Annotated in this window: 17 protein-coding genes; 10 read left to right on the top strand and 7 right to left on the bottom strand. The window is 68.2% G+C overall.

Annotated elements, in window-relative coordinates:
• Positions 1-2: 2 nt before the first annotated feature.
• From ACYVGE_RS11360 to ACYVGE_RS11350, 3 genes are read right to left on the bottom strand one after another with little or no spacing between them, the layout of a single operon-like run.
• Positions 3-815 (bottom strand): glycosyltransferase family 2 protein, encoded by an 813-nt coding sequence (locus ACYVGE_RS11360; protein WP_460729954.1) that lies wholly within the window; start codon positions 813-815, stop codon positions 3-5.
• Positions 812-1,609 (bottom strand): beta-ketoacyl synthase chain length factor, encoded by a 798-nt coding sequence (locus ACYVGE_RS11355; protein ID WP_460729952.1) that lies wholly within the window; start codon positions 1,607-1,609, stop codon positions 812-814. Before ACYVGE_RS11355 ends, ACYVGE_RS11360 begins: the two co-directional genes overlap by 4 nt.
• A complete protein-coding gene (locus ACYVGE_RS11350) occupies positions 1,606-2,805 on the bottom strand; it encodes a beta-ketoacyl-[acyl-carrier-protein] synthase family protein (protein ID WP_460730569.1) in 1,200 nt (399 codons plus the stop codon). The genes ACYVGE_RS11355 and ACYVGE_RS11350 overlap by 4 nt, the downstream gene beginning before the upstream one ends.
• A gap of 162 nt (positions 2,806-2,967) precedes the next feature.
• On the opposite strand from ACYVGE_RS11350, the gene ACYVGE_RS11345 reads away from it, so the two are divergent.
• Positions 2,968-3,651, top strand: coding sequence for a YdcF family protein (locus ACYVGE_RS11345; protein ID WP_460729950.1), 684 nt, complete (start codon positions 2,968-2,970; stop codon positions 3,649-3,651).
• A 75-nt stretch (positions 3,652-3,726) separates the two neighbouring features.
• Here ACYVGE_RS11345 and ACYVGE_RS11340 read toward each other — a convergent pair whose 3' ends face one another.
• Complete coding sequence (locus tag ACYVGE_RS11340) at positions 3,727-5,544, bottom strand: DUF885 domain-containing protein (protein WP_460729948.1); 1,818 nt, start codon at positions 5,542-5,544, stop codon at positions 3,727-3,729.
• 990 nt (positions 5,545-6,534) lie between these two features.
• Here ACYVGE_RS11340 and ACYVGE_RS11335 point away from each other — a divergent pair.
• Both ACYVGE_RS11335 and ACYVGE_RS11330 read left to right on the top strand, forming a co-directional pair.
• On the top strand, positions 6,535-7,611 hold the full coding sequence (locus ACYVGE_RS11335) for a saccharopine dehydrogenase family protein (RefSeq protein WP_460729946.1): 1,077 nt from the start codon (positions 6,535-6,537) through the stop codon (positions 7,609-7,611).
• A gap of 125 nt (positions 7,612-7,736) precedes the next feature.
• Entirely contained in the window at positions 7,737-8,375 is a 639-nt protein-coding gene (locus tag ACYVGE_RS11330; RefSeq protein WP_460729944.1) for a TIGR00645 family protein, read from the top strand.
• A gap of 5 nt (positions 8,376-8,380) precedes the next feature.
• On the opposite strand, the gene ACYVGE_RS11325 is transcribed toward ACYVGE_RS11330, so the two are convergent.
• Positions 8,381-9,361 carry a M61 family metallopeptidase gene (locus ACYVGE_RS11325; RefSeq protein WP_460729942.1) on the bottom strand — a complete coding sequence of 327 codons (981 nt, stop codon included), beginning with the start codon at positions 9,359-9,361 and terminating at the stop codon, positions 8,381-8,383.
• A 103-nt stretch (positions 9,362-9,464) separates the two neighbouring features.
• Here ACYVGE_RS11325 and uvrD point away from each other — a divergent pair, with 103 nt between their 5' ends.
• Positions 9,465-11,651 (top strand): DNA helicase II, encoded by a 2,187-nt coding sequence (gene uvrD / locus ACYVGE_RS11320; RefSeq protein WP_460729940.1) that lies wholly within the window; start codon positions 9,465-9,467, stop codon positions 11,649-11,651.
• Between the two features lie 174 nt (positions 11,652-11,825).
• Positions 11,826-12,194, top strand: coding sequence for an HU family DNA-binding protein (locus tag ACYVGE_RS11315; RefSeq protein WP_310054525.1), 369 nt, complete (start codon positions 11,826-11,828; stop codon positions 12,192-12,194).
• 107 nt (positions 12,195-12,301) lie between these two features.
• Here ACYVGE_RS11315 and ACYVGE_RS11310 read toward each other — a convergent pair whose 3' ends face one another.
• Positions 12,302-12,589, bottom strand: coding sequence for a DUF2782 domain-containing protein (locus ACYVGE_RS11310; protein ID WP_310054523.1), 288 nt, complete (start codon positions 12,587-12,589; stop codon positions 12,302-12,304).
• Positions 12,590-12,708: 119 nt separating this feature from the next.
• On the opposite strand from ACYVGE_RS11310, the gene polA reads away from it, so the two are divergent.
• Both polA and ACYVGE_RS11300 read left to right on the top strand, forming a co-directional pair.
• Positions 12,709-15,477: a DNA polymerase I gene (gene polA, locus ACYVGE_RS11305; protein WP_460729937.1), complete on the top strand. Its 2,769-nt coding sequence runs from the start codon at positions 12,709-12,711 to the stop codon at positions 15,475-15,477.
• A 711-nt stretch (positions 15,478-16,188) separates the two neighbouring features.
• Entirely contained in the window at positions 16,189-16,704 is a 516-nt protein-coding gene (locus ACYVGE_RS11300) for a DUF421 domain-containing protein (RefSeq protein ID WP_460729935.1), read from the top strand.
• A 7-nt stretch (positions 16,705-16,711) separates the two neighbouring features.
• Here the strand turns inward: ACYVGE_RS11300 and hemF are convergent, their stop codons facing one another.
• Positions 16,712-17,647, bottom strand: coding sequence for an oxygen-dependent coproporphyrinogen oxidase (gene hemF / locus ACYVGE_RS11295; protein ID WP_460729933.1), 936 nt, complete (start codon positions 17,645-17,647; stop codon positions 16,712-16,714).
• A gap of 223 nt (positions 17,648-17,870) precedes the next feature.
• Between hemF and ACYVGE_RS11290 the strand changes: the two genes are divergently transcribed.
• The 3 genes from ACYVGE_RS11290 (at position 17,871) to ACYVGE_RS11280 (ending at position 22,040) form a co-directional block, all read left to right on the top strand.
• Complete coding sequence (locus ACYVGE_RS11290) at positions 17,871-19,487, top strand: DUF3300 domain-containing protein (RefSeq protein ID WP_460729931.1); 1,617 nt, start codon at positions 17,871-17,873, stop codon at positions 19,485-19,487.
• Positions 19,488-19,497: 10 nt separating this feature from the next.
• Positions 19,498-20,415: a DUF2950 domain-containing protein gene (locus tag ACYVGE_RS11285; protein ID WP_460729929.1), complete on the top strand. Its 918-nt coding sequence runs from the start codon at positions 19,498-19,500 to the stop codon at positions 20,413-20,415.
• A gap of 257 nt (positions 20,416-20,672) precedes the next feature.
• Complete coding sequence (locus ACYVGE_RS11280) at positions 20,673-22,040, top strand: DUF3300 domain-containing protein (protein ID WP_460729927.1); 1,368 nt, start codon at positions 20,673-20,675, stop codon at positions 22,038-22,040.
• Positions 22,041-22,052 lie beyond the last annotated feature (12 nt).

The raw sequence follows: 22,052 nt of genomic DNA, 5'->3' as shown, positions 1-22,052 counted from the left end.
AGTCAAGCGCTACGCGAAGCGCGCTCCAGCGGCAGCTTGGCGAACTCCCCGCTGGGATCGTGGATCACCGGCGGGTGCGCGCGCGTGATGCGGTACTCGCGGACCACGTTGCCGTAGTTCCACACCTGCTTCACCACGTGCGAAGTGATCCGGTACAGGTCGCGCAGCGGGCGGAAGTGGCTTTTGCGGAACTGCGGGCCCTCGGGTTCCGCGCCCTGGTAGCGCGATTCGATCGGTACCGACACGCAGCGCACGCCGAGGCGGCGTGACGCGGTGATCAGGATCTGCGCTTCGTACACGAAATCCTCGCCCGGCACGTCGCGCAGCGCCGCCACGCTGGCCGGATAGAAGCGCTGGCCGCTCTGGGTGTCGGCAACGAGGAAGCCGCAGCCCCAGGAGATGCCCCAGTCGCCGAATTCATTGGCGAGGCGGCGATAGGCCGGCTGCGAGGCGCGCTTGCGCAGGCGTGCGCCGATGACGATGTGGTCGGGATAGGCATTCGCCGCCGCGATCAGGCGCGGAATGTCGGCGGCATCGTGCTGGCCGTCGCCGTCCATGGTGATGACGCCGCGTGCGCCGCGCCGCAATGCCTCGGCGAAACCGTCGCGCAATGCGGCGCCCTTGCCCATGCGCTGCGCATGGCGCAACACGGTCACCGGCAGGTCGGCGACCCGCTCGCCGGTGCCGTCGTCGGAGCCGTCGTCGACCACGATGACGTTGGGGCATTCGCGCAACGCGGCTTCGACCACGCCACGGATGCGCAACGCCTCGTTGAGGGCGGGAATCACGATATGGATATTGCTTCGATCGATCACCAGTGGATCCTGACGGTGAGGGCGCGGCCGGGGCCGGCCGGGAGTATCGCGGTATCTGGAATATCACGGATGCCGTCGAGGGCGAGTGCATCGAACAGCGGCAGCATCGGCGCCATCGCATTGCCTTCGGCATGTCGCGCCAACGGCCCGGTGCCGCGCGTCGTGCCGCCGGCGCCCAGTTCGACCGACAGTACCGGGGCGCCCGCGCGCTCGTGCTGCGACAGCACCAGCGCAGCGCCGAGCAGGCCCTGGCTGGGCGTGACCTGCCTGAGCGGACCCACGGAAGCGCTGTCGTAGGCGACCAGCAGCACCGCGTCGCTGCCGCTCTCGAGCTGCGCCAGAGCCTCGATCAGGGCCTGGGCGAAGCTGGCATCGCCGGCGCTGATCGCGGTGGCCGGCTGCATGGCGCCGGCGCCGATGGTCCAGTAACCCGCGGCCGCGTTGTGCACGCTGTTGTGGAAGCGCGTGGGCGACACGCTGCGCGGATCGCTGGCCAGCGTCGTGCACATGTAGTCGGTGATGGCGAGGTCGCCGTGCGCCGACGCGAACACCGATGGCAGCGCGGCCGGTTCGCGTCCCGCCGCGGTGCAGGCGGCGAGCGCGACATCGAGGGCGACGGCGACGGTTTCCGGGGCGCGGCGGCGTTCGTTGGCGGCGAGCAGTTGCGGTGCGGGCCGCACGGGGGCATCGGCGACGAGGACGCCGCCGTTCGCATACGCGCGCGCCGCCGTCCATGACGGCAAGCCGCCGGCCCAGAAACCGATGCCTTCGATCGTTGCGCGCAGTGGCTTCATGCGCGCGGCCGGCCGAAGACCAGCGAGCAGTTGTTGCCGCCGAAGCCGAAGGAGTTGTTCATCGCGAGCGCGATGTCGCGGCGCGCGTTGGCGAAACGGATCTGCGGGCCACAGGCGGGGTCGGGCGTGTCGCTGTTGAGGATGCCGGGCAGTTCGCCGTGCTCGAGCGCGAGCAGGGCGATCACCGATTCGACGATGCCCGCCGCGCCCAGGGTGTGGCCGGTCCAGCCCTTGGTGGAACTGGCGTGCAGCGAGTCGGGGAACAACGCCGCGACCGCCAGCGCCTCCACGCTGTCGTTGGCCGGCGTCGCGGTACCGTGCAGGTTGAGGTAGTCGATGTCGGCCGGCTCGACGCCCGCGCGCGCCAGCGCATCGCGCATGGCCAGCTGTGCGCCCAGGCCCTGCGGATGCGGCGTGGACATGTGGTGCGCGTCGCTGGACTCGCCGTAGCCGTGCAACTGCAGCGCGGTGTCGCCGTCGTGCGTGCGTTCCAGCAGGGCGTAGCCGCCGGCTTCACCCAGCGACAGGCCGTCGCGCGCCGCATCGAACGGCCGGCATGGATCCGCGGACACCAGCTGCAACGAGTTGAAGCCGAACAGCACGCTGCCGCACAGCGTGTCGATGCCGCCGACCAGCGCGGCATCGCACAGGTCGGCCGCCATCAGCCGCGAGGCCTGCGCGAACACCTTGGCGCTGGATGAGCACGCGGTCGCCACGGTCACGCACGGACCGCGCAGCCCGGTCATGGCCTGCACGAAGGCGCCGGGCGAGTGCGGCATGTGCACCATCGGCAACTGCAGGTCCGCGGGCATGGCGGCGTTCTCGAGCCGGGCGTAGCCCTCCTCGGTGGCGCCGATGCTGGCGGTGGACGTCCCGATCACCACCGCCACGCGTTCGGCACCGTGGCGCGCGGCGGCGGCCGCGACCGCTTCGCGCATGCCGTCCTGCTGCAGCGCCAGCCAGGCGAGGCGGTTGTTGCGGCATTCCCATTCAGCCCATTCAGGTGGCAACGCGGCGGCTTCGAGGCCGTCGACGCGGCCGATCCAGCAGTCCAGCGCGGTGTGTCCCGGGGCCAGCACGGGCAGGTCGTTGCGGCGCAGGCCACCGCGGCGTTCCCGCAGGGCCTGGAGCTGGGCGTCGCGGCCACGGCCCAGCGCCGTGGTGGCGGTGTACGCGCGGATCGCCAGCGGCGCCATCGGCGGCGGGCGGACATGCGACGACATCGGCGACACGCGAAACTCCTCAATGACAGGCGCGGGAGTATAGCCAGCGCTCACCGGAGGCACCGCGAACGGGTGCGTGGATTTATCCTGTGGCAGGGACGCGCGAACGCCGTTCCGACCAGCACCGTACCCGCCATGAGCAGCCGCACCTCCCATCGAATCTCCCTCGCGATCGACCGCGACGTGCTGCATGCCGGCGCGGTGGCCTTGTCGGCGTGCGTGCTGAGCGCGGGCCTGGTGTACGTCGGCTACCTCGTCCATGTCGTGCGCGTGGCCCGGCGCGCGCCGTGCGAACCCGTGGGCGGCGAGTGCGTGCTGCTGTTCGGCAAGGATGCGCCCGGCGGCCGCATCGACCGCGACTTCGCCGCGCGCCTGGATCGCGCGGTGTCGCTATGGCAGCACATGCCGCGACGCAGCCTGGTGCTCCTGGGCGGCGGCGCGCAGGGCGAAGCCAGCGAAGCCGAAGTGGCCCGCAATGGCCTGCACGCGCGCGGCTTCGCCCGTGATATTCCGCTGCAACTGGAGTCGCGCTCGCGCGACACGCTGCAGAACCTGCGCAACGCGCGCCAGCTGCTGGGCGACGGCATGCGCACGCGCGTCACCCTGCTCAGCAACCGCTACCACCTGGCGCGATGTGCGCTGTTCGCGCGCCAACTGGGCTTCGACTGGGAACTGTGCGCGGCCGAACCGGAGTTGCGCTTCGGCCCCCGCACGCTGTGGCGGCTGGCGGGCGAAGCGGCGTACCTGTGCTGGGCGGATCTCGGCACGCGCTGGGCGCGATTGATCGGCCATCGGCGGATGTTGGAGAGGGTGACCTGACCCATCGCGCTGATCACCGAAAAAAACGGGATGGCGACGCATGGCCGCCATCCCGTCGTGTGTTGCCGTGATGCGTTACTTAGCCTTCTGCGCCGGCACGAATTGTTCGCGCACCGCCTTCGCCAGCAACGCCGGCGGCAGCAGGCCCTGGTCGAGCAGGAAGTCGTTGAAGGCCTTGCGGTCGAACTTGTCGCCCAGCGCCACTTCGGTCTCCGCGCGCAGCTGCATGATCCGCGAGTAGCCGTAGAAGTAGCTGCCTGCCTGGCCCGGCGACTGCACCGAGTAACGGTCCACTTCCTGGCGCGCCATCGCCTTCGAGTAGCCGGCTTCTTCGGTCAGCACGCGGACCACGGTGTCGCGGTCGGTGAGGCCGAGGTTGATCATCGGGTCGAGCATCGCGCGCGCGGCGCGCAGCAGGCGGAACTGCAGCGCGATCAGCTGGCCTTCGAGCGGCTCGTACGGAACCATCTCGGCTTCGGCGTACAGCGCCCAGCCTTCGACGTTGACCGAGTTGAACGCATACATCGTGCGCGCCAGCGACACGCCGCGCTCGACCATCGCGGTGAACTGCAGCTCGTGGCCGGGGCGGCCTTCATGCGCGGTCAGCGTCCACGCGCCGGCCGGGTAGTTGAAGTCGTCGTACGGACCGTCCGCGCCCGCGTTGGGATTGCCCAGCGGCAGCACGAACGTGCCCTGCTGGCCGGTGTTGCCCACCAGTGGCGCGGGCAGGAAGTGCGGCGCGGGCTGCGCGGCGTTCTCCGCCGCCGAGCCCAGGCGCATCTGCATCGGGCGCTGCGGCAGCGACACCACTTTGTTCGCGGCGATCAGGCGATCGAGTTCCGGCATCACCACGTTGCGGTAATGCGGTTCGACCTGGTCGTCCTTGAACTGCGGGTGCTTGAGCTCGTTGATGACGCCGATGTAATCGGTCGACTTCAGGCCCTTCGCCTTGGCCACCAGCGGTGCCAGCTGCTGCATGGCGTTGCGGGTTTCCATGAACTCCAGCTGCGCGCGTTCGATCAGGATGCGCGGATCGATGTCGATGCCGAAGCCCTTCAGCTGCAGGGCGTACAGCTCATCGGGCAGCTTGTAGGTGGTGCGTGCGGTCGGCAGCACGGTCGACTTCGACCACGCCGCGTATTCGGTGAGCTGCTTGTCCAGCGCGTCGAGCGCGGCGGCCGCTTCGCCGTCGAGCTTGTACTTGGCGAAGAGGTCGCGGATGCCCTGCTGGTAGGTCTTCACGTTGTCGAGCGACTGCTGCACTTCGATCTGGGTCGGCTGCACCAGGCCCTTGTCGTTGCGCTCGTCGTAGCGCTGCTGCGCCAGCGTGGTCAGCGGCGTGGTGCCGGGCACCATGCCGACGTAGCGCTGCAGGCGCTGCACGGCCTTGGCGCGGCGGTCCTGCGGGGTCTGGTCGGAAAGCAGCGACTGGATGCCCGAGAAGATGGTCTGGCCGGCGTCGAGCCACGGCCGCGTCAGGCGCTCGTTGACCTCGCTCGCCTTGATCTGGTCGTCGGCGGCCTGCAGCAGGATGGCGATGTCCTGCTTCACGTTGGCGTCGGTTTCCTTCGCCGACTTCGCGACGAGTTCGGCCTTGGCCTTGGCCGTGGCGTCGCGGAAGCGCTTGGCATAGCCAGGACCGAAATCGAATACCTGGTCGTCGAAGCCCGGCACGCCGAAGAACGACACCTGCTCCGGCTGGAACGGCGCCTGCGCGAGGATCAGGATCTGGGTGTATTCGTTGCTCCTGGCCACCCAGGCCGGCGCGGATTTGGCGGCCGGCTTGGCCGGTGTGGACTTGGCCGCCGGCGCCTTCTGCGCCAGCACGACGGACGGCGCGAGCGCCAGGGAGACAGCGAAGAAGAGCGGCGCGAGAACGAGCGGCTTGGTCATGGGACACCCCAGTGGAAGACGCCGCAGCATGGGCCTGCGGGTCGAAGGCCGCCATGCGCCGAAGGTCATGAGGTCCTGTTTCGGCGGCAGGCTTGGCTGCCACCGCGATCACGTTTCGCCGTAGCAAACCTTTCACTGCCTCGCCCGCCGGCGCACGCGAAGCACGCCCATTGCCGTTACGCGGCTTGGCGGCGACGCGCCGGAGCGTCGTTTGCCTTGCTGCACGCACCTGCAGCGGACGTTCCGCACAACGCGATCTTCGAAGAGCCGAAGCGACTTTCGTTGGCGGCCAATCTCCTTCGCAACACACCCCCACCCCAACCCTCCCCCGCAAGCGGGGGAGGGAGCAACGCTTGCGGCTTGCTCCTTGGAGGAGGGAGCAATCTTTCCTTCGCGCTTGCGGCTTGCTCCTTCCCCCGCGCGCGGGGGAAGGCCGGGTTGGGGGCGCTCTGCAAGCACTACCCAGGGAAAAGTCTGATTTCCAGCAGCGCGTGATGCGAATCCCAGATCGTCGTGGCATTGAGGCGTTTCATTGGTCCCGCAGCAGGAGAACGCGCCAATGACCGCCGGCATCCCAGTACGCCATCGCAAAGATCACGTCGAACCAGCAGAGCGGTGGGTCCTGGGCGTTGCGCTGATCGCCGGCGTGCTCTGGGCGTTGATGCCAGGGGGCGCGCCACTCCCGCTGTTCTCATGATCCAGGGTGGTTGGGGTTGGGGGTGAGGCATGCCGCCGCGTATTGGGCGGCATGCCTCGGTGGGGTGGGACCCGACCAGCTCGGAGCGACGCATCGCCGGCGATGGCTTCCAGTGTCAGGTTGATCGGCGCCACTGCGTTGGGCCCGGTTTGGGCGTGCGCGCTCACGGCGAATGTGACGGCGGCAAGGAAAGCGGCCAGCGCATGCGATGCGATTCCGGTGGATGGGTAGGATGGCGGTCCTGGAGTGGCTGCGCGCTTTCTTTCCCATTGCGGCCACGGGAGTAATGCGCCATGCAATGGTTGATCTACGGTGCCAACGGCTACACCGGCCGCCTGATCGCCGCCGAAGCCGCCAAGCGCGGCCTGCAGCCGATCCTCGCGGGTCGCGACGAAGCCGCTGTGCGCGCGCTGGCCGATGAGCTGGGCCTGCGCTGGCGCCAATTCACCCTCGACCTTCCCAGTGCCGTGGTGGAAGGCCTGCGCGGCATCGACCTGGTGTTGCATTGCGCCGGCCCGTTTTCCGCGACCAGTGCACCGATGCTGGAAGGCTGCCTGGCCACGCGCACCCATTACCTCGATATCACCGGCGAGATCGACGTCTTCGCCCATTGCCACGCGCAACACGCGCGCGCGCAGGAGGCGAGCATCGTGGTCACGCCGGGCGTCGGCTTCGACGTCGTGCCCAGCGATTGCCTCGCCGCGCAGCTGCATCGCGATTGCCCGTGGGCGACGTCGCTGGTGCTCGGGTTCGAGGGCGGCGGCGGTTTCAGTCCCGGCACCGCGAAAACCAGTGTCGAAGGCCTGGGCAACGGCGGCCGCGTCCGCGAGAAGGGCGAGCTGAAGCGCGTGCCACTGGCGTGGAAGACGCGCACGTTCACCCGCGACGGCGCCGATCGCATGGCGATGACGATTCCGTGGGGCGATGTCTACACCGCCTTCGTCAGTACCGGCATTCCCGATATCGAGGTCTACACCACGGCCTCGCCGAAGGCGATCGCCCGTGTCCGCCGCCTGCGCCTGCTCGGGCCATTGCTGCGCATGCGGTTCGTACAGCGTTGGCTCAAGGCGCGGGTCGAACGCAGCGTCAAGGGGCCGGATGCGCAGACGCGCGACAGCACGCAGGCCTACTTCTGGGGCGAGGTGCGTGGCGGCGGCCGCGCGCAGGTGCGGCGCATGGTCACGCCGAACGGCTACGCGCTGACGGTGAGCGCATCGCTGGGCATCGTGCAGTGTTTCCTCGACAACCCGGCGCCCGACGGCGGCTACTACACGCCCTCGCAACTGATGGGCCCGGATTACGTGCTGGAGTTGCCGGGCGTGGCGATTGACGCGCCGCGCAACGACGGTCCACACGTGGCGACGGCATAGAACGCGCCGCAGCGCGTCGACGCACTGGCCTGCGGGCTTTGCCGTTTGTGCTGCAAACGCCTCGACTCGGCAGTGGCATGCGTGGTCGCGCTACCCTGCGGATTCCCCCGCTTTGCGTGCCGCCCATGTCCGATGTCCGCTCCGATGCCCGCCTCAATCCGCTGCCCGCGCTGATCTTCTCCTCGCGCTGGCTGCAGTTGCCCTTGTACCTGGGCCTGATCGTCGCGCAGGGCGTGTACGTGTTCCTGTTCGGCAAGGAGCTGTGGCACCTCATCCACGAGACGCCCAGGCTCAACGAGCAGGACATCATGCTGATCGTGCTGGGCCTGATCGACGTGGTGATGATCTCCAACCTGCTGATGATGGTGATAGTTGGGGGCTACGAAACCTTCGTCTCGCGCCTGCGCCTGGAAGGCCATCCGGACCAGCCGGAGTGGTTGAGCCATGTCAACGCCAGCGTGCTGAAGGTAAAGCTCGCGATGGCGATCATCGGCATCTCCTCGATCCACCTGCTCAAGAGCTTCATCGAAGTGGGCATGGTCAATGGCCTGCCGCTGTGCCAGTCGGTCGAAGGCCTGGCGGCGCTGCAGGCGATGGCCGCGAGCGCGCAGAACTTCAAGGCCTGCACCTCGGTCACCGCCGATGGCGTGATGTGGCAGACGATCATCCATGGCCTGTTCATCGTGTCCGCGATCGGCATCGCCTACACCGACAAACTCATGACCGGGACCACCAGCAAGCGCGAGCACGCGCACGCCCACTGAGGGCGTCAGCGCCGGCCCATCACGGCGCGCCGCAGGCGCACGGCGTCTTTCTGGTCGGAAAAGTGCAATTCACCGGCGGTGCCGCTGAGGCCGAGCTTCGCGTAGGCCGCGTCGAGCGACGGGAACTCCCGCGACGCGGCGTAGCGCCGGTAGGTCCGCGAGAAGATGTCACCGCCGGCGAGCCGGTCCAGCTGCGCGACGAAGTCCGCCGGCGCGACTTCGCCGCTGCCGCTCAGGCAGCAATCGGCGTAGCGCGAAAGCACGGCATCGAGGCTGCTGCCGCGTTCGCGCAGCGCCAGGTCCGTTTCCAGCCAATAGGCGGCGCCGGCCCAATACACGCGCATGGTGCCGTGGCGCGTGCCGGACAGTTCGTCCAGGCGCATCCCACTGTCCTCGCGACGGCCGCGGCCGAAACCGGCATCCAGCCGTCGCCAGGCCTCGGCTTCGTCCAGCAGGCCGCTGCGCGCGCGCAACACATTCTGGTAATAGCTCGCCAGACCCTCCGCCAGCCAGCGGCCGTCGTCGCCCAAGTAGGGATGGAACAGGTGCGAGAGCTCGTGCACCGCGGTCCAGTCCGCGCGCAATTCCGCGAGGCTGGCGCCCTTGCGCACGTACAGCAGCACGGCGACGGAGTTGCGCCGCGAGGTCTGCCCCCAAGGCACCGGGCTGCTGCCGCGATCGTCGACTTCGCTCACGCGGATCGTCGCATCGGCAAGCGGGAAGCGGCCGTAGGCGGCCAGCGTGGCCTGCGCCGTTTCCGCCAGCCAGGCGCGCAGCATGCGGGCGCGCTCAGGTTTGATGTCCGGCGCGATCTGAATATGCAGGACGTGATCGCCGCTGCGCAGTTCATCCTGGTCGATCCGCAGCCGCGCGGCGGTCGTGTCCGCGGCGGCGACCTGCCCGGCGCAGGCCAGCAGCAGCGCGATCAGGCACGGGATGGAAGGTCGCAGCGTGAGAAGTCGCAGGGTTAGAGCCGGTCGAGCCATGGACGGATCCGCGCTCCGGGGAACGACGGCCACACTGTGCCTGCGCATGCGTGAAGCCGGGCTTTCTCAGCCTGCGATACTCCATGGCCGGTAGAATGCGCGCATGGATGTTTCGCATTTGCTCGACGCGCTGAACCCCGCCCAGCGCGAGGCCGTCAGCGCACCGCCGGGCCACTATCTCGTGCTCGCCGGCGCCGGTTCCGGCAAGACCCGCGTGCTCACCCACCGCATCGCCTGGCTCAACGAGGCCTTTGGCGTGCCGGCGCACGGCATTCTCGCGGTGACCTTCACCAACAAAGCCTCGGGCGAGATGCGCGCGCGCGCCGAGCACCTGCTGCGCCATGGCGCGCGCGGCATGTGGATCGGCACCTTCCACGGCATCGCCCATCGCCTGCTCCGCCTGCACTGGCAGGAAGCCAAGCTGCCCGAAGGCTTCCAGGTGCTCGACAGCGACGACCAGCTGCGCCTGGTCAAGCGCGTGGTGCAGCAGCTGGAGCTGGACGATGCGCGCTTCCCGCCACGGCAGATCGTGTGGTGGATCAATGCGCAGAAGGACGAGGGCCGGCGCCCGCACAACATCCAGTCCGAACGCAACGACGAATGGCTGGACGTGATGCAGCGCTGCTACGCGCTGTACCAGGAGCGCTGCGACCGCGCCGGCCTGGTCGACTTCGCCGAGCTGCTGCTGCGCGCGCACGAGCTGCTGCGCGACAACCCGGCGCTGCTGGCCCATTACCGCCATCGCTTCCGCGAGATCCTGGTCGACGAGTTCCAGGACACCAACGCCATCCAGTACGCCTTCGTGCGCGTGCTGGCCGGAGATACCGGCCATGTGTTCGTGGTCGGCGACGACGACCAGTCGATCTATGGCTGGCGCGGCGCCAAGGTCGAGAACATGCAGCGCTTCCTGCGCGACTTCCACGATGCGCAGACGATCCGGCTGGAACAGAACTACCGCTCCAGCGCCACCATCCTGGACGCCGCCAACGCGGTGATCGCGCACAACCCGGACCGCCTGGGCAAGAAGCTGTGGACCGACATCGGCCATGGCGATCCGATCGACGTGTATGCCGCCTACAACGAGATGGACGAGGCCCGCTTCGTGGTCGAGCGCATCCGCCAGTGGGTCCGCGACGGCGGTGACCACGGCGATGTCGCCATCCTCTACCGCAGCAACGCGCAGTCGCGCGCCTACGAAGAGGTGCTGCAGGAAGAGCCGAAAATCCCGTTCCGCGTCTACGGCGGCATGCGCTTCTTCGAGCGCGCGGAAATCAAGGATTCGCTGGCCTACATGCGCCTGATCGCCTCGCGCCTGGACGATGCCGCGTTCGAACGCTCGGTCAACACGCCCGCGCGCGGCATCGGCGACCGCACGCTGGAGGAGGTGCGCAAGCGCGCCCGCGCCGACGGCGTCGCATTGTGGGAAGCCGCGCTGCGCATCACCCGCGACAACACCCTGGCGGCGCGCTCTCGCAATGCGCTGGCCGGGTTCCTGTTGCTGGTCGACGACCTCGCCAACGAGGTCGAAGCGCGTCCGCTGCCGGACAAGATCGACCATGTGCTCGGCCGCTCGGGCCTGCGCGAGCATTACGCCAACGAGTCGCGCGGGCAGCTGGATTCGCGCACCGACAACCTCGACGAGCTGGTGTCCGTGGCCTCGCGCTTCAGCGGCAGGGAGGACGAGGACGAGGCGGCGGCGATGCCCGAACTCGTGGCCTTCCTCAGCTACGCCGCGCTCGAGGCGGGCGAGGGCCAGGCCCAGGCCGGCGAGAACAGCGTGCAGCTGATGACGCTGCACAGCGCGAAGGGACTGGAGTTTCCGCTGGTGTTCCTCGGCGGGCTGGAAGAGGGCTTGTTCCCGAGCCTGAAGTCGACCGAGGAATCCGGGCGCGTGGAAGAGGAACGCCGTCTCGCGTACGTGGGCATCACCCGTGCGCGGCAGAAGCTGGTGCTCAGCTACGCCGAAACGCGGCGCATCCACGGCATGGACATGTACGGCACGCCGTCGCGGTTCCTGCGCGAGATCCCGGCGGCGCTGCTGCACGAGGTGCGGCCGAAGGTGCAGGTGTCGCGGCCCATGTATGCGCCGCAGCCGCGGCGCGACCTCGGCCATGCGGCCATCGACCTGCCCGCCTTCCGCCTCGGCCAGGACGTGGTGCACCCCAGCTACGGACATGGCGTGGTCACCGACTTCGTCGGCAGCGGCGCCTACGCCAACGTGCAGGTGAACTTCGAGAGCGCCGGCAGCAAGTGGTTGAAGCTGGCGTCGTCGAACCTGCAGCCGGCCTGAAAAACGGTATTGATGGGCGGCCAATCGCCGCCATCCGTCGCCGTGGCGCGAAAAAAAACCCGAAAAATGCGAAAAGACGCTTGGCGTCGCGGCTTTTGTGCCCTACATTCCGCTTGCCGAGGGGTTTTTCCAGGCATACCTCAAACCAACTCTCCATCCGGGGGATTTAGAAAAATGGCGAAGAAGAAAGCTGCTCCGAAGAAAGCCGCTGCCAAGCCGGCAGCCGTCAAGCCGATCAAGGAAGTGCTGGGCAAGTCCGGCCTGGTCGCTCACCTGTCCGAAACGACCGGCGTGGTCGCGAAGGACGTCCGTGCAGTGCTTGGCGCGCTCGAAGGCGCGGTGCACGCTTCGGTCAGCAAGAAGGGCGCGGGTGCATTCACCCTGCCGGGCCTGCTGAAGATCAACGTCGTGAACGTGCCGGCCAAGCCGAAGCGCAAGGGCGTCAACCCGTTCACCAAGGAAGAGCAGTGGTTCGCCGCCAAGCCGGCCACCGTCAAGATCAAGGTCCGCGCGCTGAAGAAGCTCAAGGACGCCGCAGCCTGATCTCCGGTTGCAACACCTGCTCCAGTAACAAGGCCCGCTTCGGCGGGCCTTGTTTTTTGCGGGATTCGCAGTGGTTTTGAAGCGGTGCGGTCAGTCCCGCCAGGCCTTCAATCCCACTGGAACAGCTTCCACATCACCGGCGACACCGGGCCTTCGCCCTTGCTGCTGTCGAGGCGGCCGTCGCCGTTGCGGTCGATGAGGTAATAGGGCGCGCCGCGCTTCGGCGTCACCTTGACCACCTGCAGCTGGCCCTGCACGCGGTATTCCTCGACCCGGTCGCCGTCGATCATGCGGCTGGTGACATCGGCGCCTTCCAGTCCGGCGGTGGGATCGCTGTCCATCGTGGCGCAACCGCCCAGGCACAGAACGAGCAGCAAGGGGGCTAGCGCACGCATGGCAGTTCTCCGGAAGAGGGCAGAGCGAAGCATACGCGTCCGGGTGTAATGCGGCCGCATGTGCCGCCGGGCATCCGGACGCGACGTGGCGCCATGCCCGCCCGCGTAGAATTCGAAGGATGAAACGACTCGTCCTGATCGATGGTTCCAGCTACCTCTACCGCGCCTTCCACGCGCTGCCACCACTGAACAACGAGGCGGGCGAACCGACCGGCGCCCTGTTCGGGGTGGTCAACATGCTGCGTGCGCACCTGAAGGAGCAACCCGATTACATCGCCTTCGTGGTCGATGCGCCCGGGCCGACCTTCCGCGACGACCTCTACCCGCAGTACAAGGCCAACCGCAAGGCCATGCCCGACGACCTGCGCGCGCAGGTCGAGCCGATGTGCGAGATCGTGCAGGCGCTGGGCTTCCGCATCCTGCGCGTGGGTGGCGTCGAGGCCGACGACGTGATCGGCACGCTGGCCATGCAGGGCGCGGGCGAGGGCCTCGAGGTAACGATCTCCACCGGCGACAAGGACTTCGCCCAGCTGGTGCGCCCGGGCATCGCCCTGGTCAACACCATGAGCGGCAGCCGCTACGACTCCGAAGCCAGCGTGGTGGACAAGTTCGGCGTGCGCCCGGAACAGATCATCGACTTCCTCGCCCTGATGGGGGATGCCGTCGACAACATTCCCGGCGTCGACAAGTGCGGCCCCAAGACCGCGGCCAAGTGGCTGGGCGAATACGGCACGCTCGATGGCGTCATCGCCCACGCGGACGCCATCAAGGGCAAGATCGGCGACAACCTGCGCGCCGCATTGCCACGCCTGCCGCTCAATCGCGAACTGACCACGATCAAGACCGACGTGGCCCTCGAGTACCGGCCGCAGGACCTGGTGCTGCAGCCACGCGCCACCGACGCGCTGCGCACGCTGTACGCCCGCTACGGCTTCAAGCAGGCCCTGCGCGAGCTGGAAGGAAGCGCTGCGGGGGCGGATGCCGACGCGGGCAGGATCAGCGTGCGTGGTACCGCGGCGGGCTATGCGCGCGCGCCTGCGCCGGCTTCCGCCGAACCGCTCGATCCGGCGCTGGCCACGCAGGGCGAATACGAATGCGTGCTCACCGACGCGCAACTCGCGGCGTGGATCGCGAAGCTGCAGGCGGCCGATGCGTTCGCCTTCGACACCGAAACCGATTCGCTCGACCCGATGCGTGCACGACTGGTCGGGATCAGCCTCGCGGTCGAGACCGGCCACGCTGCCTACGTGCCGCTGGGCCACACCTATCCCGGCGCGCCGGCGCAATTGCCGGGCGATACCGTGCTGGCGGCCTTGAAGCCGCTGTTCGCCGATCCGGCGAAAAGGAAGATCGGCCACCACGGCAAGTACGACCTGCACGTACTGCGCCGTCATGGCATCGAAGTCGCCGGTTATGCGCAGGACACGATGCTCGAGAGCTTCGTCCTCAACGCCACGGCCACCCGCCATGACATGGATTCGCTGGCCAGGCGCTATCTCGGCTACGACACCATCACGTACGAACAGGTCGCGGGCAAGGGCGCCAAGGCGATCTCCTTCGCCCAGGTCGCGCTGGACGACGCCACCCGCTATGCGGGCGAGGACGCCGACGTCACCCTGCGCCTGCACCATGCGCTCGCGACCAAGCTGGCCGCAGAACCCGCACTGGAGCGCGTCTACCGCGAGATCGAGATGCCGCTGGTGCCTGTGCTCGAGCGGGTCGAGGCGAACGGCGTGCTGATCGACGCCGACGAACTGCGCCGGCAATCCAACGACCTCGGCAAGCGCATGCTGGCCGCGCAGCAGAAGGCGACCGAACTGGCCGGCCGCAGTTTCAGCCTGGATTCGCCCAAGCAACTGGGCCAGTTGCTGTTCGAAGAGCTCAAGTTGCCCGCCCTGGTGAAGACCCCCAGCGGCCAGCCGTCGACGAACGAAGAAGCACTGGAGGCCATCGCCGAGCTGCACGAATTGCCGCGCGTGATCCTCGACTACCGCGGCCTGGCCAAGCTGCGCAGCACCTACACCGACAAATTGCCGGAAATGGTCAATGCCGATACCGGGCGCGTGCACACCAGCTACCACCAGGCTGGTGCGGCGACCGGCCGCCTTGCCTCCAACGACCCCAACCTGCAGAACATCCCGATCCGCACCGACGATGGCCGCCGCATCCGCAATGCCTTCGTGGCGCCGGCGGGGCGCAAAATCGTGTCCTGCGACTACTCGCAGATCGAACTGCGGATCATGGCCCACCTGTCGCAGGACGCGGGCCTGCTGCGCGCGTTCGAATCCGGCGCCGACATCCACCGCGCCACCGCGGCGGAAGTATTCGGCAAGACCCTGGACGAGGTGAGCGGCAACGAACGCCGCGCGGCCAAGGCAATCAACTTCGGCCTCATGTATGGCATGAGCGCGTTCGGCCTGGCGCGCAACCTCGGCATCGCCCGGGGCGAGGCGCAGGATTACATCGCGCTGTACTTCTCGCGCTATCCCGGCGTGCGCGAATTCATGGAGCGCACGCGCGAACAGGCGCGCGAGCGCGGCTACGTCGAAACCGTGTTCGGGCGGCGCCTGTACCTTGACAACATCACCGCGCGCAACCAGGGCCTGCGCGCCGGTGCCGAACGCGCGGCGATCAACGCGCCAATGCAGGGCACCGCCGCCGACATCATCAAGCGCGCGATGGTCGACATCGACGGCTGGCTGGCGGCGCATCGTGACCGTGCCTTGATGGTGCTTCAGGTACACGACGAACTGGTGTTCGAGGTCGACGCCGCCTTCCTGGACACGCTGCTGGCGGAGGTGCCACAGCGGATGGCGGCGGCGGCGCAATTGCGGGTCCCGCTGGTGGTCGACAGCGGGGTCGGCGACAACTGGGGGCAAGCCCATTAAGACCGCCAAACGCGGTCCCGGTGCGGACACGGCCGCCAAAAAATGGCACCTGACCGGGTGAGAGAAGGGTCGGGCGCGGGCATTGGCGGCTTTTGCCGGCCGCAATGCGCCGAAGGCTGCCGGTTGCGCGACGTTTGTAGAAGTTGGCGGAATGAATCAGTCCTGAACCCAACAAATTGTTAACTATCCTCTTCACGAACTATCCATGTGGAGGATGGTCTTATTACTCGCGACAGGTGCAACGCCTGTCGCTGATCTCTCCCTCCCCTGGAGTGATCCCAGGAGCGACGGCCCCTCCCCAGGCCCCGCTTCTCCAGCCCCGCCGGCCCCCCCTGCCTGCGGGGCTTTTTATTGCCTGCGCTTTTTGCGCAGGCAATAAAAACCCAAAGTTTCGCGTTGCAAAACTTTGGGCCCCGCTATGCGCTTCCAATCCCCGCGGCTGTCGCCGCGCCCCCTTACTAAGGGGGCTCCCCTCCAGAAAGGGGGCTCTCCTCCAGAAAGGGGGCTCTCCTTCAGGGAATTTCCCGCGAGAGAGAGAATTTCCCGCGAGAGAGCATGTCCCCTCTCCCCCGCTTGCGGGGAGAGGGCGCCCGAAGGGCGGGTGAGGGGGAGCGAGCGCAGCGAGCGTGCTCTTGCTGTTGCTCCTGTCCCACCGCCGGCTGTGCTTCCATCGCCGCTGCGTTACCTTCGCGGACAAACGGGGAGAATCGTATGAGCGATGGCGCTGCCAGCCTTTTGCAACTGAGTTTGCCCTGGTATCAGTTCGTGCTGCGGGCCGTGCTCGTGTACTTCGCGGTAATGGTGCTCGTGCGCCTGTCGGGCAAACGTGCGGTGGGGCAGTTCACGCCGTTCGACCTCGTGCTGCTGATCCTGATCGGCAACGCCGTGCAGAACGGGATGAACGGCGGCGACAACTCGCTGACGGCCGCCCTGATCCTTTCAGTGACCCTTATTGCGCTGAACTACGGCGTCGCCTTCTTCTCGGCGCGCGTCCCGGCGGTGCGCAAGTTTGTCGAGGGCGAATCCGTGGTGCTGGTGCGCGACGGGCACGTATTCCGCAACGTGCTCAAGCGCGAACTGGTCAGCCGGGCGGATTTCGACAAGGCGATGCGCGAAGCGGGTATCTCCGAGGTGGACGAGATCCAACTGGCCGAACTCGAGACCAACGGACACATCACGATCGTTCCGCGGGAAGCGCCTCGCCCGGAAGGTCCGGGCGCGCATTGAGCACGGTTCAGCCCAGCTCCGCGATCCAGTCGCGCGGCCGCAGGTAATCGGCCAGGCGCGCCTCTTCGCTGCCGGCTTCGGGCGCGAAGCCGTATTCCCAGCGCACCAGCGGAGGCAGGCTCATCAGGATCGATTCGGTGCGCCCGCCCGATTGCAGGCCGAACAGCGTGCCGCGATCGAACACCAGGTTGAATTCCACGTAGCGGCCGCGCCGGTACAACTGGAACTGGCGTTCGCGCTCGCCGTAAGGCGTATCGCGGCGGCGATCGACGATCGGCAGGTAGGCGTCGAGGAAACCGTCGCCGACCGCACGCAGGTAGGCGAAGTCGCGATCGAAGTCCGTGTGCAGGTCGTCGAAGAACAGCCCGCCGACGCCGCGCGTCTCGCCGCGATGCTTGAGCAGGAAGTAGTCGTCGCACCAGCGCTTGTGCGCGGCGTAGCGCGCGTCGCCGCCGAAGGGCTCGCACAGGTCGCGCGCGGTGCGGTGCCAGTGCAGCACGTCCTCGTCGAAGGGATAGAACGGGGTCAGGTCGAAGCCGCCGCCGAACCACCACGCCACGGTCTCGCCGTCGCGCTCGGCGCGGAAGTGGCGCACGTTGGCGTGGGTGGTCGGAAGGAACGGATTGCGCGGATGGAACACCAGCGACACGCCGACCGCGCGCCATGACGCACCGGCGAGCTCCGGCCGCGCCGCGCTCGCGGAGGGCGGCAGCTTGGTGCCCGATACGTCGGAAAATCCGATGCCTGCCTGCTCGAACACCGCGCCGTCGCGCAGGATGCGGGTGCGGCCACCGCCGCCTTCCTCGCGCTTCCACGGGTCTTCGATGAAGCGGGCGCCGCCGTCGGCGGTTTCGATGGCGTTGCAGATGCGGTCCTGCAACCCGGTGAGGTAATCGCGGACGCGTTCGAATTCCGGGGTGGAGGCAGGTGGCTTGGCGGTCATGGGCCCGCATTCTAGGCGGGAGCCACGAAACGCGTGCCATTCAATCGATGCAAGGTCGTGCCCGGACGCGTTGATTGCGTGCACGCGCGCGCCCGCGGCGCGCAGTCGTTCATGTCCATGTGAATCGGGATTTAACGACGCGGGGACTATGATCCGGCGGCAAATCGAAGCCTGTTCGAGCTCGATCCCGCTACTGCTGACGCCTCTGCGATGGGAGTTCCCAATGCGCATCCCGGCTCGTCATGTCCTGCTAGCCGCGCTGTTGGTGGTGGCCGCTTGTTCGAAGGAACCCGCTTCGACCCCAGCGGCATCGGCGCCTACCGCGACGCCGCCGCCACCGGCGACGGCGCCCGCACCAGCCGCGCCTGCCGCTCCCGCGGCGCCGACGCCGAGCGAGGAGGTGTTCAGCCGCGCCGAGCTCGATCAGATGGTGGCGCCCCTCGCGTTGTATCCGGACTCGCTGCTGGCCCAGGTGCTGATGGCCTCGACCTATCCGGGCGACGTGGCCGACGCGGTCGCCTGGTCGAAGGCGCATCCAAAGGAGGAAGGCGACGCGGCGGTGAAGCTGGTCGCCAATGAGCCCTGGGATCCGAGCGTGCAGGCACTCGTGGCCTTCCCGCAGGCGCTGGCCACCCTCGGGCAGGACCCGGGATGGGTGCAGCGCCTGGGCGACGCGTTCCTGGCCCAGCCCAGTGACGTGATGGATGCCGTGCAGCGCCTGCGCCACCAGGCCCAGGCCGCCGGCAACCTCGAATCCAACCAGTACCAGAAGGTGTCGATGGAACCGGCGCCAGCGCCGGCACCCGCTCCCGCCGCGGAACCGGCCATGGGCACCGTGGTCGAGCAGGCGCCGCCGCAGACCATCGTCATCGAGCCGACCGACCCCGAGGTCGTGTACGTGCCCAGCTACAACCCCACCCAGGTCTACGGCACCTGGGCCTATCCGTCGTATCCGCCGCCGTACTACCCGCCGACGCCGTACTGGTACCCGGGCAGCGCGCTGATGACCGGGCTCGCCTTCGGTACCGGTATCGCGATCGCCGACTCGCTGTGGGGTGATTGCGACTGGGGCGGCGGCGATATCGACATCGATGTCGACCGCTACAACAACATCAACAGCAACCGCCAGATCAACCGCACCGAGAACACCTTCCGCCACAACGCCGCCAACCGCGACGGCGTCCCCTATCGCGACCGCGCCAACCGCGAGCGCAACGGCCGGCAGCTGGCGGACAGCGGGCGCCGCGACTCATTCCGTGGCGACGACCCCGGCCGCGCGCGCCAGCGCGAACAGGCGCGCAGCTCGATGCAGCAACGCGGCATCGAGCCGGCCAGGAGCAACCGCGAAGCGCGCGACCGTGCGCAGACGGCGTCGCGGGACATGCGCGAGCGGCCGCAAGGGCAGGCGCGGGACCAGCAGCGGGAGCGGGCTGCGCAGACCACGCGCGACCGCCAGCAAGCCGGGGCGCGCGACCGGCAGCAGGCAGGCGCGCGCGACAGTCAGCGCGCGCAGGCCGCCCAGGCCAGCCGTCAGGGCGGCGACCGCGCACGCGCACAGCAGCAGTCGCGGTCGACATCGCAGGCTCGCCAGCAGCGCGGCCAAAACAACACGCAGGCGCGCAACACGGCGCGCCAGCAGCAGGCACGAAGCCAGGGTTCGCGCAACAACGCATTCGAAGGGTCGCGCAACCCGTCGCAGTCGCGTGCCCAGGCCAACCGCGGCCGCTCCAGCAGCGCCTCCGCGCAACGTTCGTCCGGATCCCGCGGCGGCGGTGGTGGTGGCCACCAGGTCCAGCGCCAAGCTCCGCAACGCCAAGGTGGCGGCGGGCGTCATCGTTGATAGGGGCCTTATGAATACGACTCTGCGCACTCTTCCTGTTGCTGCACTGGCGTTGCTGGGCCTGGCGTTGCCCGCGCTGGTCCGCGCCCAGCAGGCCTACCCCAGCCCCGATGCCGCCGCCGATGCCCTGGTCGCCGCGCTGGGGACAGACCATGCCGACGCCGACAAGCTGGCGGCCCTGCTCGGCAAGGACTGGCGCGACTACATCCCGCCTGCAGGCGGCCAGCGCGCCGACGTGGACGCGTTTCTCAGCGGCTATCGCGAGCGGCATTCGATCAAGACCGCTGCCGACGGCCACGCCAACCTGGTCGTCGGCAAGAACGACTGGAGCCTGCCGATCCCGTTGACCAAGGGAAAGGACGGCTGGCGTTTCGATCTCCGCGCCGGCGCCACGGAGATCCGCGAGCGTCGCATCGGCCGCGACGAGCTGGCCGCGGTGGAAGCGGCGCGCGCCTATGACGACGCGCAGATGGAATACGCCGAAGTCGATCGCGACGGCGATGGCGTGCTGGAGTACGCGCAGAAGATCCTCAGCACCGATGGCCAGCACGACGGCCTGTTCTGGGCCGACGACGACAGCGGTGAGATCAGCCCGCTCGGTCCGCTGTTCGCGGACGCCTCGCCCGGCAGCGACTGGCACGGCTACCACTACCGCATCCTCACCGCGCAGGGACCATCGGCGCCGGGCGGCGCCTATAACTACATGCTGGGCAAGAACATGAGCCGCGGCTTCGCCCTGATCGCGTGGCCGGCGAGGTACGGCGACAGCGGCGTGATGAGCTTCATGATCAGCCACGACGGCGAGGTCTTCGAGAAGGACCTCGGCCCCGGCAGCGAGAAGCTGGCGAAGGCGATGACCCGCTTCGATCCCGACAGCAGCTGGCAAGAAGTGAAGGACACGGACACTGCGGCCGCCGCCGCGCCCTAGCTGCACGACCCTGCGTCTCCCCGCACCGACGCGTCATGCGCGTCGGCGGATCGCTGGCTGATCGTTGGCCGATCGTGAACGACAGCTTGACCGGCAGGGACCAGACCTTCGCGCGTGGGATCAAAGTCCAATATCCCCGCATGCCTGCCCCGCACTAAGGTTTCCATCACGCCGGACGATCGGGTCCGGCCCGCAAAGTGCCGCCCGCGAATCCGCCTTCCGGTGTGTGTGGCGCCATCTGCGACTGGAGATTCCCAATGCGCATTCCAGGGCCGTATCTCACCGCATTTGCATTGATTTTCGCCGCGACCGCCGCGCATGCCGCGCCGCCGGCACCCATTCCCCTCGCGGCCGCGCAGGCGGCCGCCGCGCCCGCGTCGACGACCGCGTCCGAAAAAGTATTCGGCGTCGAGGAACTCGACCAGATGACGGCGCCCATCGCCCTGTATCCCGACGCGCTGCTCGCGCAGGTGCTGATGGCGTCGACCTACCCGGGTGATGTCGCCGACGCGGCCAAGTGGTCCAAGCAGCACAAGGACGTCAAGGGCGAGGAGGCCGTGAAACAGGTCGAGAACCAGGCCTGGGATCCGAGCGTGCAAGCGCTGGTCGCCTTCCCGCCGGTACTGGAGACGCTCAGCCAGGATGCGGCCTGGGTGCAGAAGCTGGGCGACGCCTTCCTCGCCCAGCCCGATGACGTGATGGGATCCGTGCAACGCCTGCGCAACAAGGCGCAGCAAGCCGGCAACCTCAAGACCACCGAGCAGCAGGTGGTCAAGACCGAACCGGCGACCGGCGCCGTCGCGGCGGAATCGGTACCGCAGACCATCATCATCGAATCGGCCGACCCGGAAGTCGTCTACGTACCCAGCTACAGCTCCAGCGTGTACGGCCCCTGGGCCTACCCGGCCTATCCGCCGTACTACTACGGCTACTACCCCGGCGCGGCGCTCTTCAGTTTCGGCGTCGGCATGGTCGTGGGCGGCGCGCTGTGGGGCAACTGCAACTGGGGCGGCGGCGACATCGACATCGACGTCAACAACAACTTCAACCGCAACACCAACCGCGAGCGCAACACCAATCGCACCACCAACCGCGGCGAGGGCGGCAAGTGGCAGCACAACGCCGCCAACCGCGACGGCGTGCCCTACCGCGACCAGCGCAGCCGCGACCAGTTCGGCAAGAGCCGCGAAGGCGTCGCGTCGCGCGATTCCTATCGCGGTCGCGATCCGGCGCGCAATGCAGAGCGCGATCGCGCCCGCCAATCGATGTCGAAGAGTGGTTTCGAGGCGCCGGCGGCGAGCAACCGGGAGGCGCGCGATCGCGCCGGCCAGGCCTCGCAGCAGATGGGCCAGGGCCAGGGGCGCGTCAGCGACTTCGATCGCGGCCAGCAGCAGCTGAGCCAGCAACGCAATGCGCAGGCGCGCCAGTCCTCGCGCGACTCGTTCAACGGCTCCCAGGGAGCGCAACGCAACAACGCGTTCTCCGGAGCGAGCAATCCCAATGCCTCGCGCGCCTCGTCGAACCGCGGCCGCAGCAGCTATGGCGCGTCGCAGCGTTCCGGCTCGCGCGGCGGTGGCCACCAGATGTCACGTCCCTCACGCGGCGGCGGCGGACGACGCCGTTGAACAGGAGATCGA

The sequence above is a fragment of the Lysobacter rhizosphaerae genome, assembly GCF_054779795.1.
The sequence above is the reverse complement of the archived record's forward strand: the minus strand, read 5'-3'. Positions and strand labels throughout refer to the sequence as shown.